14 protein-coding genes and 1 tRNA gene are annotated in these 13,802 nt (G+C 71.1%); 10 read left to right on the forward strand and 5 right to left on the reverse strand.

The window, feature by feature from the left end; all coding sequences use genetic code 11:
* Positions 1-26: 26 nt before the first annotated feature.
* The 6 genes from ASD56_RS13865 to ASD56_RS13890 all read left to right on the forward strand — a co-directional run bounded on the left by ASD56_RS13865 (position 27) and on the right by ASD56_RS13890 (position 6,018).
* Positions 27-1,466, forward strand: coding sequence for an NAD(P)/FAD-dependent oxidoreductase (locus ASD56_RS13865; RefSeq protein WP_055967261.1), 1,440 nt, complete (start codon positions 27-29; stop codon positions 1,464-1,466).
* Between the two features lie 54 nt (positions 1,467-1,520).
* Positions 1,521-1,594: transfer RNA gene (locus ASD56_RS13870), tRNA-Leu, on the forward strand.
* Positions 1,595-1,674: 80 nt separating this feature from the next.
* On the forward strand, positions 1,675-2,904 hold the full coding sequence (locus ASD56_RS13875) for an alanine racemase (protein WP_055966862.1): 1,230 nt from the start codon (positions 1,675-1,677) through the stop codon (positions 2,902-2,904).
* Positions 2,901-4,214, forward strand: coding sequence for a D-arabinono-1,4-lactone oxidase (locus tag ASD56_RS13880; RefSeq protein WP_055966864.1), 1,314 nt, complete (start codon positions 2,901-2,903; stop codon positions 4,212-4,214). Before ASD56_RS13875 ends, ASD56_RS13880 begins: the two co-directional genes overlap by 4 nt.
* Before the next feature lie 82 nt (positions 4,215-4,296).
* Entirely contained in the window at positions 4,297-4,866 is a 570-nt protein-coding gene (locus ASD56_RS13885; RefSeq protein ID WP_055966868.1) for a LemA family protein, read from the forward strand.
* 54 nt (positions 4,867-4,920) lie between these two features.
* Positions 4,921-6,018 (forward strand): DNA glycosylase AlkZ-like family protein, encoded by a 1,098-nt coding sequence (locus tag ASD56_RS13890; protein WP_055966872.1) that lies wholly within the window; start codon positions 4,921-4,923, stop codon positions 6,016-6,018.
* A gap of 5 nt (positions 6,019-6,023) precedes the next feature.
* On the opposite strand, the gene ASD56_RS13895 is transcribed toward ASD56_RS13890, so the two are convergent.
* Both ASD56_RS13895 and ASD56_RS13900 read right to left on the reverse strand, forming a co-directional pair.
* Positions 6,024-6,935: a hypothetical protein gene (locus ASD56_RS13895; protein WP_055966874.1), complete on the reverse strand. Its 912-nt coding sequence runs from the start codon at positions 6,933-6,935 to the stop codon at positions 6,024-6,026.
* A 9-nt stretch (positions 6,936-6,944) separates the two neighbouring features.
* Positions 6,945-8,222 (reverse strand): winged helix-turn-helix domain-containing protein, encoded by a 1,278-nt coding sequence (locus ASD56_RS13900; RefSeq protein WP_235565722.1) that lies wholly within the window; start codon positions 8,220-8,222, stop codon positions 6,945-6,947.
* A 99-nt stretch (positions 8,223-8,321) separates the two neighbouring features.
* Here ASD56_RS13900 and ASD56_RS13905 point away from each other — a divergent pair, with 99 nt between their 5' ends.
* Complete coding sequence (locus tag ASD56_RS13905) at positions 8,322-9,512, forward strand: AI-2E family transporter (protein ID WP_055966877.1); 1,191 nt, start codon at positions 8,322-8,324, stop codon at positions 9,510-9,512.
* The gene (gene ilvA, locus ASD56_RS13910; RefSeq protein ID WP_055966880.1) at positions 9,509-10,759 is read left to right on the forward strand and encodes a threonine ammonia-lyase; all 1,251 of its coding nucleotides are present in this window, start codon (positions 9,509-9,511) and stop codon (positions 10,757-10,759) included. The genes ASD56_RS13905 and ilvA overlap by 4 nt, the downstream gene beginning before the upstream one ends.
* Positions 10,760-10,780: 21 nt before the next feature.
* Here ilvA and greA read toward each other — a convergent pair whose 3' ends face one another.
* A complete protein-coding gene (gene greA, locus ASD56_RS13915; RefSeq protein ID WP_055966882.1) occupies positions 10,781-11,272 on the reverse strand; it encodes a transcription elongation factor GreA in 492 nt (163 codons plus the stop codon).
* A gap of 91 nt (positions 11,273-11,363) precedes the next feature.
* Positions 11,364-11,756, reverse strand: coding sequence for a DUF4307 domain-containing protein (locus ASD56_RS13920; RefSeq protein ID WP_055966885.1), 393 nt, complete (start codon positions 11,754-11,756; stop codon positions 11,364-11,366).
* Positions 11,757-11,859: 103 nt separating this feature from the next.
* Between ASD56_RS13920 and ASD56_RS13925 the strand changes: the two genes are divergently transcribed.
* Positions 11,860-12,150, forward strand: a complete 291-nt coding sequence (locus ASD56_RS13925) for a hypothetical protein (RefSeq protein WP_055966888.1) — start codon at positions 11,860-11,862, stop codon at positions 12,148-12,150.
* A 9-nt stretch (positions 12,151-12,159) separates the two neighbouring features.
* Here ASD56_RS13925 and trhA read toward each other — a convergent pair whose 3' ends face one another.
* Positions 12,160-12,897, reverse strand: coding sequence for a PAQR family membrane homeostasis protein TrhA (trhA, locus tag ASD56_RS13930; protein ID WP_055966891.1), 738 nt, complete (start codon positions 12,895-12,897; stop codon positions 12,160-12,162).
* 112 nt (positions 12,898-13,009) lie between these two features.
* Here trhA and ASD56_RS13935 point away from each other — a divergent pair, with 112 nt between their 5' ends.
* A complete protein-coding gene (locus ASD56_RS13935) occupies positions 13,010-13,795 on the forward strand; it encodes an isoprenyl transferase (protein ID WP_055966893.1) in 786 nt (261 codons plus the stop codon).
* Positions 13,796-13,802 lie beyond the last annotated feature (7 nt).

The following is a 13,802-nucleotide window of genomic DNA, read 5'->3' on the forward strand; positions in this document are numbered from 1 at the left end:
GGAGTTCTCCAACCGTGACCAACACCGTGCCCAAGATCCTTGTCGTCGGTGGCGGCTATGCAGGTTTCTACACCGCATGGAAGCTCGAGAAGCACCTGCGCCGTGGTGAGGCCGAGGTGACGATCGTCGACCCGCTGCCGTACATGACCTACCAGCCCTTCCTCCCGGAGGTCGCGGCGGGCTCCATCGAGGCGCGCCACTCGGTGGTGGCGCTGCGTCGTCACCTGAAGAAGACGACCGTGGTGGCCGCGAAGGTCACCGGTATCAACCACGCCGGCAAGGTCGCGACGATCACGCCGCTGGTGGGCGAGCCCTACGAGTTCGAGTACGACCAGATCGTGGTCACGGCCGGCGCGGTCTCGCGCACCTTCCCGATCCCCGGCATCGCCGACAACGCGATCGGCCTCAAGACCATCGAAGAGGCCGTGGCGATCCGCGACCGCCTGATGTCCAACTTCGACAAGGCCGCCACGCTTCCGGCCGGTCCTGAGCGCGACCGGCTGCTGACCGTCGTCGTCGTCGGCGGCGGCTTCGCCGGCATCGAGGTGTTCGCGGAGCTCCGCTCGCTCGCCTCGTCGCTGGTCAAGAGCTATCCGCAGCTCACCTTCGACGACACGCACTTCCACCTGATCGAGGCGATGGGGCGCATCATGCCCGAGGTCTCGCTGAAGACGAGCGAGTGGGTGCTCAAGGACCTCGCCAAGCGCGGTGCCTCGGTGCACCTCGACACCCAGCTCACGAGCGCCGTCGACGGCGTCGTCGAGCTGTCCACGGGCGAGACGATCCCCGCCGACCTGATCGTCTGGACCGCCGGCGTCATGGCCAACCCGACCGTCGTCCGCGGCGGCGACCTCCCCGTCGAGGAGCGCGGTCGCATCCGCACCCGCGCCGATCTGCGGGTCGGCTCCGACGAGGAGATCGTCGAGGGCGCCTGGGCGGCTGGCGACGTCTCGGCCGTGCCCGACCTCTCCGGCGGCGGTGTGGGCGGCTACTGCGTGCCCAACGCCCAGCACGCCGTGCGCCAGGCCAAGCTCCTCGCGAAGAACCTGGTGGCGGTCCTCCGCGGCGAGCTGCCGCGCGACTACGTGCACAAGAACCTCGGCGCCGTCGCGGGCCTCGGTCTCTACAACGGCGTGTTCCAGTCCGGCAACATCGCTCTCAAGGGCCTGGTGGCCTGGGTCGCGCACCGCGGCTACCACGGCCTGGCGATGCCGACGTGGGAGCGCAAGTTCCGTGTGCTGTGGGGCTGGTGGAACAACCTCTGGCTCGGCCGCGATCTCGTGAACCTGTCGACGGTGCAGAACCCTCGCTACGTGTTCGAGGAGTTCGCCGCGCGTCCCCGCCCGGTCCAGCCCGCGGTGACGCCGCCGGCCGTGCCGCGCGAGCAGGGCAAGCGGGCCGACCAGCCCGAGAAGGTCGAGGCCGACAAGGCCAAGGCCAAGGCCGAGGCCGCCGTCGCGCGCTGAACCGAACGACAGCCGACGAGCGGGCGGTAGCGTGGTGGCGTTCGCTTCGGCAGCGCCCCCGTAGCCCAATCGGCAGAGGCAGGCGACTTAAAATCGCTTCAGTCTGGGTTCGAGTCCCAGCGGGGGTACCGGGCCCGCGGCGGTGCCGGTGACGGCCCCGCGCGGAGTCTAGGCTGGTGCCCATGTGCGCGCGATGGAGCCGGGACGTATGAGCCTCGACCTGCTGTCGGCGACCGTCGCGGCCGAGCCGTGGAAGGACGCGGCGGCCTTCTGGCGGGGCCTCGAGGACGCCGTCTCCGGCGTCTCCGGCCCGGTCGCGACGCTGAGCCTGCCGGCCCTGCGCTACAACGCGCTCGACATGGTGGTCCGCGCCGGCGGAGTGCCCCTGCGCGTCGCGAGCAAGTCGGTTCGCGTGCGCGAGGTGATCGACGCCGCCCTCGAGCTGGCCGGCTACCAGGGCATCCTCGCGTTCACGCTGCCCGAGGCCCTGTGGCTCGCACAGACGCGCGACGATGTCGTGCTGGGCTACCCGACCGCGGACCGCTCCGCCCTGGCCGCGCTGGTGGTCGATGAGCAGGCCGCCTCCCGGGTCACGCTCATGGTCGACGACCTCGGGCAGCTCGACCTCGTCGACGCCGTCGCCGCGCCCGGCGCCCGGCCCGAGATCCGCGTGGCGATCGACGCGGATGCGTCCTGGCGCGCCCCCGGCCTCGGCCACATCGGCGTCCATCGGTCGCCGGTGCATGAGCCCGGCGAGGTCGCCGCGCTGGCACGGGCCATCGCCGCGCGCCGGGGCTTCCGGCTCGTCGGCCTGATGATGTACGAGGCGCAGATCGCCGGCCAGGGCGATGACACCGGCTCGGGCGACAGGCTCATCCGCTGGATGCAGCGACGCTCCTCGCACGAGCTGCTGGCCCGTCGCGCCGCGATCGTGGCGGCGCTGCGCGACATCGCGCCGCTCGAGTTCGTCAACGGCGGCGGCACGGGCTCGCTCGAGTTCACGGCATCCGATCAGGCCGTCACCGAGATCACCGCCGGCAGCGGACTCCTCGCCGGGCACCTGTTCGACGGCTACCGCTCGTTCGACCTGGCCCCCGCGGCAGCGTTCTCGCTCGAGGTGGTGCGCAAGCCGCAGGCCGATATCGCCACCGTGCTGGGCGGCGGCTGGATCGCGTCCGGGCCTCCGGTCGCGTCGCGGCAGCCGCTTCCGGTGTGGCCGCCCGGGCTGCAGACGATGGGACGCGAGGGCGCGGGAGAGGTGCAGACTCCGCTGCAGGGCGAGTCCGCCCGGCGACTCCACGTGGGCGACCGCGTCTGGTTCCGGCACTCCAAGAGCGGCGAGCTGGCAGAGCGGGTCGACCGCTACCACGTCGTCGACGGCGACCGCCTCGTCGGCGAGGTGCCGACGTATCGCGGCGAGGGAAAGGCATTCCTGTGACACGACCCGGTGGCAGGTGGGAGAACTGGGGGAGGTCCGAGTCGGTGCGTCCCCGGCGCGTCGAATTCCCCCGCACCGCGGAGGCGGTGCAGCGCGCGGTGACCGCCGCAGCTGCGGGCGGCCTCCAGATCAAGGCCGTCGGTGCCGGGCACAGCTTCACCGGCATCGCCGTCGCTCCGGGGGTCCTGCTCGACCTCAGCGACCTCACGGGCATGGTCGCGATCGACGTGGAGCGCCGTCGCGTGACGCTGCGGGCCGGCACGCGGCTGCACCAGGTGCCGGCGATCCTCGCCCCGTACGGGCTCGCGATGGAGAACCTCGGCGACATCGACCGCCAGTCGATCTCCGGTGCGATCTCCACCGGGACTCACGGCACGGGCGCGCGGTTCGGCGGCATCGCCGCTCAGGTGGTCGGAGCCACGCTCGTCACCGCATCCGGTGAGCTGCTCACGGTCAGCGAGACCGAGAACGCCGAGCTGCTGCCCGCCGTCGCGCTCGGGCTGGGTGCCCTCGGCATCCTGGTGGAGGTCACCGTGCAGTGCGTGCCGGCGTTCGTGCTGCACGCGGTCGAGCAGTCCGAGTCACTCGACGCTGTACTCGCCCGCCTGGACGAGCGCGTCGACGGTGCGGACCACTTCGAGTTCTACTGGTTCCCGCACACCGACCGGGCGATGACCAAGACCAACACGCGACTGCCCGAGAGCGCGCCGCGGCATCCGCTCTCGCCCGTCGGCAGATGGGTCGACGACACCCTCGTCGGAAGCGGTCTGCACCAGATCGCCTGCAGCGTGGCCAAGACGATCCCCCCGACCATCCCGCCGATCAACAGGCTCTCGGTGAAGATGTGGGGCAACCGCGAGTTCACCGACCTGTCCTCGCGCGTCTTCGCGACGACGCGGTCGGTGCGCTTCCGCGAGATGGAGTACGCACTGCCGGCGGAGAACGTCATCCCCGCGTTCGACGAGCTGCGGGCGCTCATCGACCGGCGCCGCTGGCGGATCTCGTTCCCCGTCGAGGTGCGCTTCGCCGCGGCCGACGACCGCTGGCTCTCCACGGCCCACGGCCGCGCGAGCGGCTACATCGCCGTCCACCGCTACTGGCGCGAGGACCCCACCGAGTACTTCGCGGCGGTGGAGGAGATCATGCTCGAGCATGACGGGCGCCCGCACTGGGGCAAGATGCACACCCTGGATGCCGCAGCCCTGCGCGAGCGGTACCCGCGCTTCGACGACTTCACGGCGCTCCGCGACCGGCTGGATCCCGAGCGGCTGTTCCAGAACCCCTACCTGGCGCGCGTGCTCGATGGGTAACGGCTGAGAGTCCTCCCCAGCGGCTGATGGCGCGCCGACCCCGCTGGCTAGGATGAGGGAAACCTCGAACGGAGTCACTGCTATGTGGGAATGGCTCATCCCCGTATTGATCGTGGTGGCGCTGGTCGTCATCGGCGGGATCTATCTGTGGGCGACGTACAACTCGCTCGTCCAGCTCAATGTGCGCGTCGACGAGGCGTGGAGCGACATCACCGTGCAGCTCAAGCGCCGCGCCGATCTGCTTCCCAACCTCATCGAGGCGGTGAAGGGCTACGCGGCGCATGAGAAGGCCGTGTTCGAGAACGTGACGCGCGCCCGCGCCGAGACCCTCAACGCCGGCGGGCCCGCCGATGCGGGTGTCGCCGAAGGACACATGCAGCAGGCGCTGCGGTCACTGTTCGCGGTGGCCGAGGCCTACCCGCAGCTCCAGGCGAGCCAGAACTTCCTGCAGCTGCAGCAGTCCATCGTCGACACCGAGGACAAGATCCAGGCCTCGCGCCGGTTCTACAACGGCGGCGTGCGCGAGCTGAACACCAAGATCAAGGTGTTCCCGAACAACCTGTTCGCCCGCAACCTCGGCTTCCACGAGCGCGAGTTCTTCGAGGTCGTCGACGGCGCAGCCATCTCCGAACCGCCCCGGGTGCAGTTCTGACGCACGGGACGGATGCCGCGACCGGCGTCCGAGGCGAGCGCTAGCCTCGCACCCATGGTTGAACGACTCTCGCGCGAGCAGGCTCGCCGCATCGCGGTGCGGTCACAGCTGCTCTCGGCCGATCGGCCTGCCGGCATCGTCGAGACGATCGACGCGCTCACGGTGGTCAACATCGAGCCCACCGCGGCCATCGCGCCGAGCGCCGACCTGATCCTGTGGAGCAGGCTCGGCTGGCCGTATCAGCCGGCCGATCTCGCACGCCTCGTCGAGGAGGACCGCGCGATCTTCGAGTGGGGCGGCTTCTACCGCACCATGGCGGACCTTCCGCTCCTGCGCCCCGACATGGCCTCTCGCCCGCACTCGCGCGAGGCGCGGGAGTGGCTCGCCGCGAACGATCGCTTCCGCAAGGACGTGATGGCCAAGCTCCGGGCCGAGGGGCCGCTGCGCGCGGCCGACATCCCCGATACCGCGCTGGTGTCGTGGCGGTCGTCCGGGTGGACGAACAACCGCAACTCGATGCAGCTGCTCGAGATGCTCGTGCTGCGCGGCGAGGTGGCGATCTCGTCACGCGACGCGCAGGGGCGCCTGTTCGATCTCGCGGAGCGGGTGTACCCGGCCGATGCGACCCTGCTCTCGCCCGAGGATGCGGCGCGCGAGCGCGCCGAGCGGCGCCTGGCCTCGTTCGGCATCGCGCGGACCAAGAGCGTCGCGCAGCCCATCGAACCCGTCGACGTCGGGGAGATCGGCGTCGAGGTCGAGGTCGACGACACCCCGGGCACGTGGCGGGTCGACGCGGAGGCGCTCGAGGGGGTCGACCGGTTCGCTCCGCGCACCGCTCTGCTCTCTCCCTTCGACCGGCTCGTCTTCGACCGCAAGCGGCTCGAGGAGCTCTTCGGGTACGAGTACCTGCTCGAGATGTACAAGCCGGCCGCCAAGCGCCGGTGGGGCTACTTCGCGCTGCCGATCCTCCATGGGGACCGGTTCGTGGGGAAGCTCGATGCGAAGGCGGATCGCAAGGCGGGCGTGCTGAACGTCTTCGCCGTCCACGAGGACTCGCCGTTCGACGGCGCGACATCGGCGGCGGTGGACGCCGAGATCCGCGACCTCGCCCAGTGGCTGGGACTCGAGGTGAGGGGTCTCGCCGGCGGCTGACCGCCTCAGCGGACCAGGAGGACCATCTCGTCGCCGGTGAAGCTCACCGAACCGCGCAGCGCCCAGTCATCCGCCCGGTAGGTGAATGATCCGGAAGTGCCCGCGTGCGTGGTGCCGCGTGCGGTCGCGACGATGACGCCGCCGGTCGCGTCGAACGAGGAGGCATCGGGGGAGAGCGCGAGAGCCGGATGCTGCTCGACGCGGAACACGATCGCGTCCAGCGAGACCAGATCCGCCGCCCAGGGCACGCGCAGCCCGCAGTCGTCCGGAACGGCGTCGACGGCAGCGGCGCAGTCATCGGCGTGGGCGTTCAGTTGCTCCTGCGCGGCGGCGGTGGCATCCGGCGAGACGGATGCCGGGATCTCGACCGCCCCCGACCCGCCGGGCAGCACGGTCGCCGATGCCTCGCCGTCGAGCACTGCGACCGGGGCGGCTTCGAGGTCGTAGACCGCCGGGAGGAGCGGCGTCTCCGCGCCCGCGGGGATCCGCGCAGTGCCCGCGACGACCGTGTCGCCGACCGAAGTGGTGACGGTCACCGTGCCGAGCGCGTCCGCGTCCACACGCCACCCCGAATCGGTCTCGACGAGGTGGAACGCGGCGGAGTGCGCGTCGTCGTCGAGCCGGAACGAGATCGTCGCGAGCGGATGCCGCGGGTCGGCACTGTCGACGGACTCCACCACGGGCTCGCTCAGGAGCTCCGCGGCGCCCTCGAGGGCCGCGGCGAGATCGACGTCTCCGGGTGCGTCCGCGAGGAGGCCGGAGGCCCGGGCGCCGTCTCCGTCGGCCAGCGCCTCCACGAAGGCGCGGGCAGCGGCATCCGGATTCGCGGGGCGGTTCAGCAGCATCACGGCGCCGACCGCCACGACGATCGCGACGACTGCCGCGACCCCGATCCCGACGACCGTCCTCTGCTTCACCCCTCCACGCTAGCCCGCGGGCTCGACGGCGAGGACCGGAGCGACCTCCGCCCGCGCCTCGTGCCGTGCGGCCTCGGGCAGGACGTCGGCGATGTCGTCGACCGCGTCGCCCCACCGCGACACCGAGATCGACTCGAGTCTCTGCCACCGCGCCGCGGTCCGCAGCTCGTCGGCCACGCGCGCGGCGGCGCCGGAGGGTGCGCTCTGCTCCCACCAGGCCGACTGCACGAGCAGCGTCGAGCGTGCCCGATCCGCCTTGAGGTCGATGCGCCCGACGATGTCGTCGCCGACGAGGACCGGCAGCGAGTAGTACCCGTAGCGGCGCTTGGGCGCCGGCGTATAGATCTCGATGCGGTATTCGAAGTCGAACAGCCGCTCGGCGCGATCGCGGAACCAGACGACCGGGTCGAAGGGCGTCAGCAGGGCGGCGGCGTCGACGCGTCGGGGGAGCGCGGCCTCGGTGTGGACCCAGGCGGGCATCGGGCGCCCGCCGCGGGTCCAGCCGTCGACCGTGACCGGCTGCAGCTCGCCGGCGCTCTCGAGATCGGCCACGGCCGCCAGGATCGCACCGCGGTCGTTGATGCGCCAGTAGTCCGCGAGATCGGCCGCGGTGGCGACGCCGTACGCCTTGGCCGCCCGGCGCACGAGTTCGCGGACGGCATCGTCGCGATCGATCCGCGTGGCGAGCGCCTCGGCCGGCAGGACGTCGTGAGCCATGGCATAGCGGCGCTCGAACCCCCGGCGCCCGGCGACGGCGACCTCGCCGAACATCCACAGGTACTCGAGCGAGCGCTTGACGACGTCCCAGTCCCACCACGGGCCGCGAGCGCCGCCCTTCTTCGCGTCGTGCTCGATCTGCGCGGGCCGCAGCGGCCCGCGCTCGGTGAGCTCGGCGCGCACCCACTCGACGATGTCGCGGTGGCTGTCGAACCAGCCGCCGGCGGCGCTGCCGTACTTGGCTCGCAGGTCGTCCATGCGGAATCCGAACAGCGCCCAGTCGGTCGCCGGGATGAAGGCGGCCACGTGGGCCCAGTACTCGGTGTAGGCCGGACGCCGCGCGAACAGCAGCCGGTCCAGCGCGGCGGTGTCGTACGACCCGAGCCGCGAGAACAGGGGCATGTAGTGCGACCGAGCGAACACGTTCACCGAGTCGATCTGCAGCGTCGCCATGCGCGCCATCGCCTGGTTGAGCTGCCGGGTTCCTGCCGCGGCCGGGCGCGATCTCGAGAAACCCTGGGCCGCGAGCGCGATGCGTCGGGCCTCGGGGCCGCTGAGCGAGCTCTTCACGGGCGCCAGCCTAGCGAGGAGCACGGACACCCGGCCGGACGGCCGTGGGGGCCGCGATCACATCCCCGTCGCGGCATGCGTCCCGCCTAGACTGGCGGAATGAGCGGCTCCGAGGAAAAGCCACGCGGCTCGCTTTTCGACGCCCTCCGCGACCGCAACAGGGTCGTCACGACAGACCTGTCCGGCAGCATCCCGCGGGGGCTGCGCATCGCCACCGCGTACTCGTGGCGGTTCCTCGTGGTCGCCGCGGCGATCGGCGTCGCGATCTGGCTCGTCATCCAGCTCAAGCTCCTGGTCATCCCGCTCCTCGTCGGGATCCTCGTGACCGCACTCCTCTGGCCGGTCTTCACGTGGATGCTCCGCCACCGCGTTCCCCGCTGGCTGGCCATCGTCATCTCGGTCGCCGGCACCCTGGCGATCGTCACCGGCCTGATCTGGCTCGTGGCCTGGCAGGTCGGGCGCCAGTGGTCGTCGGTGCGTGCGAGCACCGTGGACGCGATCGAGCGATTCCGGCAGTATCTCATCGAGGGACCCCTGCACCTCACCGAGGATCAGATCGACGATCTCCTCGCCCAGGGCTGGACCTTCGTCCAGGAGCAGGCCGAGCTGCTCTGGTCGGGCGCCCTGGCCATCGGCTCGACCGTCGGCCACGTGCTCGCCGGCGCCATCCTCGCCTTCTTCATCCTGCTCTGCCTGCTCGCCGACGGCGCGGGGATCTGGCGGTGGACGCTGCGCCTCTTCCCGCAGCGCGCCCGCCCGGCCGCCGACGGCGCTGGACGCGCGGGGTGGGTCACCGTCGTGAACTACGCCCGCACGCAGCTGCTCGTGGCGAGTATCGACGCGGTCGGCATCGGCCTCGGTGCGTTCCTGCTGGGCGTTCCGCTCGCCATCCCGATCGCCGTCCTGGTCTTCCTGGGCGCCTTCGTGCCGATCGTGGGTGCCGTGCTCACCGGCACGGTGGCCGTCTTCCTCGCCCTCGTCTACAACGGCCCGTGGATCGCGCTGTGGATGCTGGTGGTCGTGCTGGGAGTCCAGCAGCTCGAGGGCCACGTGCTCCAGCCGCTCCTCATGGGCTCGGCCGTGAAGGTCCATCCACTCGCGGTCGTGCTGGTCGTGGCCGGCGGCGCCATGATCGCCGGCATCCCCGGCGCGCTGTTCGCGGTGCCGCTCGCCGCCTTCGTCAACGTCGTCGCCGTCTACATCGCCCAGCGCTCGTGGCAGACCGGCGTCAAACCCGTGGGCGATCTGATCTGGAGCACCGTTCCGCGTCCGAGGAGGACCCGCAGTTGAGCACCACCCCCGCGCGCCATCTCGCCCGCCCCACCCTCGAGGACTTCGCGGATGCCGCCGCCACCCTGGAGGGCGTGATCGCGCGCACGCCGCTCGATGAATCCCTCCACCTGTCGGAGCAGCTCGGGGCGCCCGTGCACCTCAAGCTCGAGAACCTCCAGCGCACCGGCTCCTTCAAGATCCGCGGGGCGACCTACCGGCTCTCCCGGCTGACCCCCGAGGAGCGCGCGCGCGGAGTCGTCGCGGCTTCGGCCGGCAATCACGCGCAGGGCGTCGCGCTCGCGGCCAAGTCCCTCGGCATCCCGGCGACGATCTTCATGCCGCTGGGCGTGCCCGTGCCGAAGCTCCTGGCCACCCGCGGCTACGGTGCCGAGGTCATCCTCGAGGGCGCGACGGTCGAGACGCCGCTGCGCCTGGCCGCCGAGTTCGCCGAGCGCACCGGCGCCGTCTTCATCCACCCGTTCGACCACCCGGACGTCATCGCCGGCCAGGGCACGCTGGGGCTCGAGCTCATGGACGAGCTGCCCGACCTCGACACGATCATCCTGGGCATCGGCGGCGGCGGTCTCATCGCCGGCGTCGCGGCCGCCGTGAAGGCTCGCGCGGCCGTGGAAGGGCGCACGGTGCGCATCATCGGCGTCCAGGCCGAGAACTCCGCGGCCTATCCTGCCTCGCTGGCGGCGGGGCATCCGCTCGACGTCGCCACGCGCCCGACGATCGCCGACGGCATCGCCGTCGCGCGTCCCGGCGACCTGCCGTTCGAGATCATCCGCGATCTCGTCGACGACGTCGTCACGGTGTCGGAGGACGACATCGCGCGTGCCCTGCTGGTGCTGCTGGAACGCGCCAAGCAGGTCGTCGAACCGGCGGGGGCCGTCGGCGTCGCCGCGATCCTCGCGGGCAAGGTGCGGGCCTCTGGTCCGACCGTGACCGTGCTGTCCGGGGGCAACATCGACCCCCTGCTGCTGCAGCGCGTCGTGGCACACGGGCTCGCGGCATCCGGTCGGTACATGACCCTGCAGGTGCCGCTGCCGGACCGCCCGGGGCAGCTCGCTCGGGTCTCAGAGCTGCTCGCGCAGGCGGGCGCGAACGTCATCGAGGTGCTGCACACCCGTCACGGACAGGGCCTGCAGATCAGCGAGGTCATCCTGCAGCTGAGCGTCGAGACGCGCGGCGAGGAGCACCGGGCGCACGTCATCTCGACGCTCGAGCAGGCGGGCTACGCGCCGACCGTCGTGCCCGACTGACCCCTCGCGGGAAACTCCGACCTACTGGCCGAGGTAGGTCTCGACCTTGACGATCTCGACGGCGATCTCGCGCCCGTTGGGGGCGGTGTACGAGGTCTTCTCGCCCTCCTTGCGGCCGAGGATCGCGGCGCCCAGGGGAGAGGCCTCGCTGTAGACGTCGAGCTCAGAGCCGACGCCGATCTCGCGGTTGCCGAGCAGGAAGACCTCTTCGCCGCCGGCGACGATGGCCGTGACGACGGTGCCGGGCTCGACCACCCCGTTGCTCTCGGGCGCTTCGCTGACGGTGGCCGTCTTCAGCAGGTGCTGGAGGGTGCGGATGCGCGCCTCCTGCTTGCCCTGCTCGTCCTTGGCGGCGTGGTAGCCGCCGTTCTCCTTGAGATCGCCCTCTTCGCGCGCGGCTTCGATCTTCTTCGCGATCTCCTCGCGGCCCGTGGTCGAGAGGTGCTCGAGCTCGGCGGCGAGGCGGTCGTAGGCATCCTGCGTGAGGAAGGTCACGGGGGCATCGGCGGACACGTCTGACTCCTTGGGTCTGCGGGGGCAGGGGCGATATGTCAAACGCCCCGGCTCCCGGCCAGGGCGTGAGATATCGATCAGTCGAGCCAGACTATGTCACCCAGCAGGAGTTGACCAAACCTGTCGTGGCCTCGGCGGTGGTGGGGATCGACTCGCGGAAAGCACGGGCGTGCTGATCGGATGCCGGATACTCCACGATCCGCCATCCCACGACGCCGTGCTCGACGTCCTGCGCCTCGATGGCGCACGCGACGCTGCGGCCGACCGGCGCGACGACCTGGAAGGTGAGGGTGACCTCGTGCGCGTCGACGACCTCGAATCCGGTCGTGTCGGCATCGACGGCGTCCAGCGAGCTCGATACGGCGAACCAGCCGAACAGCGCGACGACGGCGACGCCGATAGCGGCGGCGATGCCCACGACCCAGCGGCGAGCCGGCGAGCGTCGCCGCCCGTATCGCTCGTCGAGCATGTCCTGTGTCGTCATCGCCGGTCCGTCGGAAGATTTAGGCTGGTGCTACCAGGCTATGCGCTTCCAGGTGCGGCCGACGCCAGCGGGACGCCGCGCATCCGGCAGAACGAGGACTCCCATGCACGAAGCGATCGCCGCCCTCGCGCGGGTCGCGGCTCAGGCCACCCCCACGCCCACTCCGACGCTGATCGACCCGGAGCTCGTCACGCCCGGCCCCTGGGGCTTCTTCGCGATCACGTTCGTCGCGCTGGCGGTCATCTTCCTGGTCTGGGACATGATGCGCCGGATCCGCCGCGGCCGCGTCCGCGCCGACATCAACGACGAACTCGACGAGCTCGAGGCGGAGCAGCGTGCCGCGGACGAGTCCGGTGCGGGCGACGACGCGCCCGAAAGCACGCCTCGGGCCTGATCCGCCCGATCAGCCGGGCAGGCCCAGTGAGGGCGACAGCGGGTCCATCGCGATGAGCAGGCACGCCGTCCAGTGGCAGAGGAACGCCAGCACCGTGCACACGTGGAAGATCTCGTGGAAGCCGAAGTGGCCGGGCCACGGGTTCGGCTTCTTCATCGCGTAGACGATGGCGCCGCCCGTGTAGAGCAGGCCCCCGACGGCCACGAGGACCATCATGGCGGCGTTGGCGCGCAGCAGGTCCGGCAGATACATCACGGCCGCCCAGCCGAGCGCGAGGTACAGGGCGACGTACAGCCAGCGCGGCGCGTGGAGCCAGAAGACGCGGAACAGGATGCCTGCCAGCGCGCCTGACCAGACGATCACGAGCAGGATCGCACCCTGCTCGGGCGGGAGCGCGAGGACTGCGATGGGGGTGTACGTGCCCGAGATGAGCAGCAGGATGTTGGCGTGATCGATCCGCTTGAGCACGGCCCGCGTCTTCGGCTTCCAGTTGAAGCGGTGGTAGAGCGCGGAGTTGCCGAACAGCAGCAGCGACGACGCGGCGAACACGACACACGCCCACTTCGCTGCGGCGCCCTGCGCCACCAGCACCAGAATGATGCCGGCCACGATGGCGACCGGGAACGTGCCGGCGTGGATCCAGCCTCTCCAGGTCGGCTTGAGCTCGGGCGCCGCGGCGTCGACGGCCGCGGCATCCATCAGGGGAAGCTCGGGGACGTCGGGGCCTTCGGGTGCACGGCGGCTCATGACCCAAGACTAGGGCGCGGCGCATGCACGCGGACGTACATACTCAGTACCGCGGATGCTGGGACTCGGTCCCACGCTAGGGTGCGGTCCGGCGGGAGGGTAGCGTAGGCGTGTGGCGCGCGCGAGGTCGAACGAGGGCAGGGGACCCCTCTACCGGCTCTACATCAACCGCCTGCGCCGTCGTCTGACCCCGGACGTCGTCCCGCACCACGTCGCGATGATGATCGACGGGAACCGGCGCTGGGCTCGCCAGCTCGGCTTCGACTCGGCTGCTCACGGCCATCGCGCCGGCGCAGCGAAGATGCGGGACTTCCTCGAGTGGTGCGACGACGTCGGCGTCGGCGTCGTGTCGCTGTACCTGCTGTCGACCGACAACCTGCGCAAGCGCGACTCGCAGGAGCTCTCGGACCTCATCGAGATCATCGCCGAGCTCGCCCATGGCCTGTCGCTGGAGCGCGACTGGCGGGTGCAGCACGTCGGCCGCGCCGACCTGCTGCCGTCGGACCTCGCCCGTGTGCTCGCCGAGGCCGAGGAGCGCACGGCCGGCAACACCGGCCTGCACGTCAACCTCGCGGTCGGCTACGGCGGCCGCAGTGAGATCGTCGACGCCGTGCGCAGCATCATCGCCCAGCACGATCAGGGCGGCGGCTCGCTCGAGGAGCTGGCGGCGAGCCTCACTCCCGAGCAGATCGGCGAGCACCTCTACACCGGCGGCCAGCCCGATCCCGACCTCGTGATCCGGACGTCGGGCGAGCAGCGGCTCAGCGATTTCCTGCTCTGGCAGAGCGCGCACAGCGAGTTCTACTTCGTCGAGGCGCTCGGACCCGACCTGCGCGAGGTCGACTTCCTTCGCGCGATCCGCGATTTCGCGGACCGGGATCGCCGTTTCGGCAGCTGAGGCGAGG

The organism is Microbacterium sp. Root166 (genome assembly GCF_001427145.1).
In the GTDB taxonomy this organism is placed as follows: Bacteria; Actinomycetota; Actinomycetes; order Actinomycetales; family Microbacteriaceae; genus Microbacterium.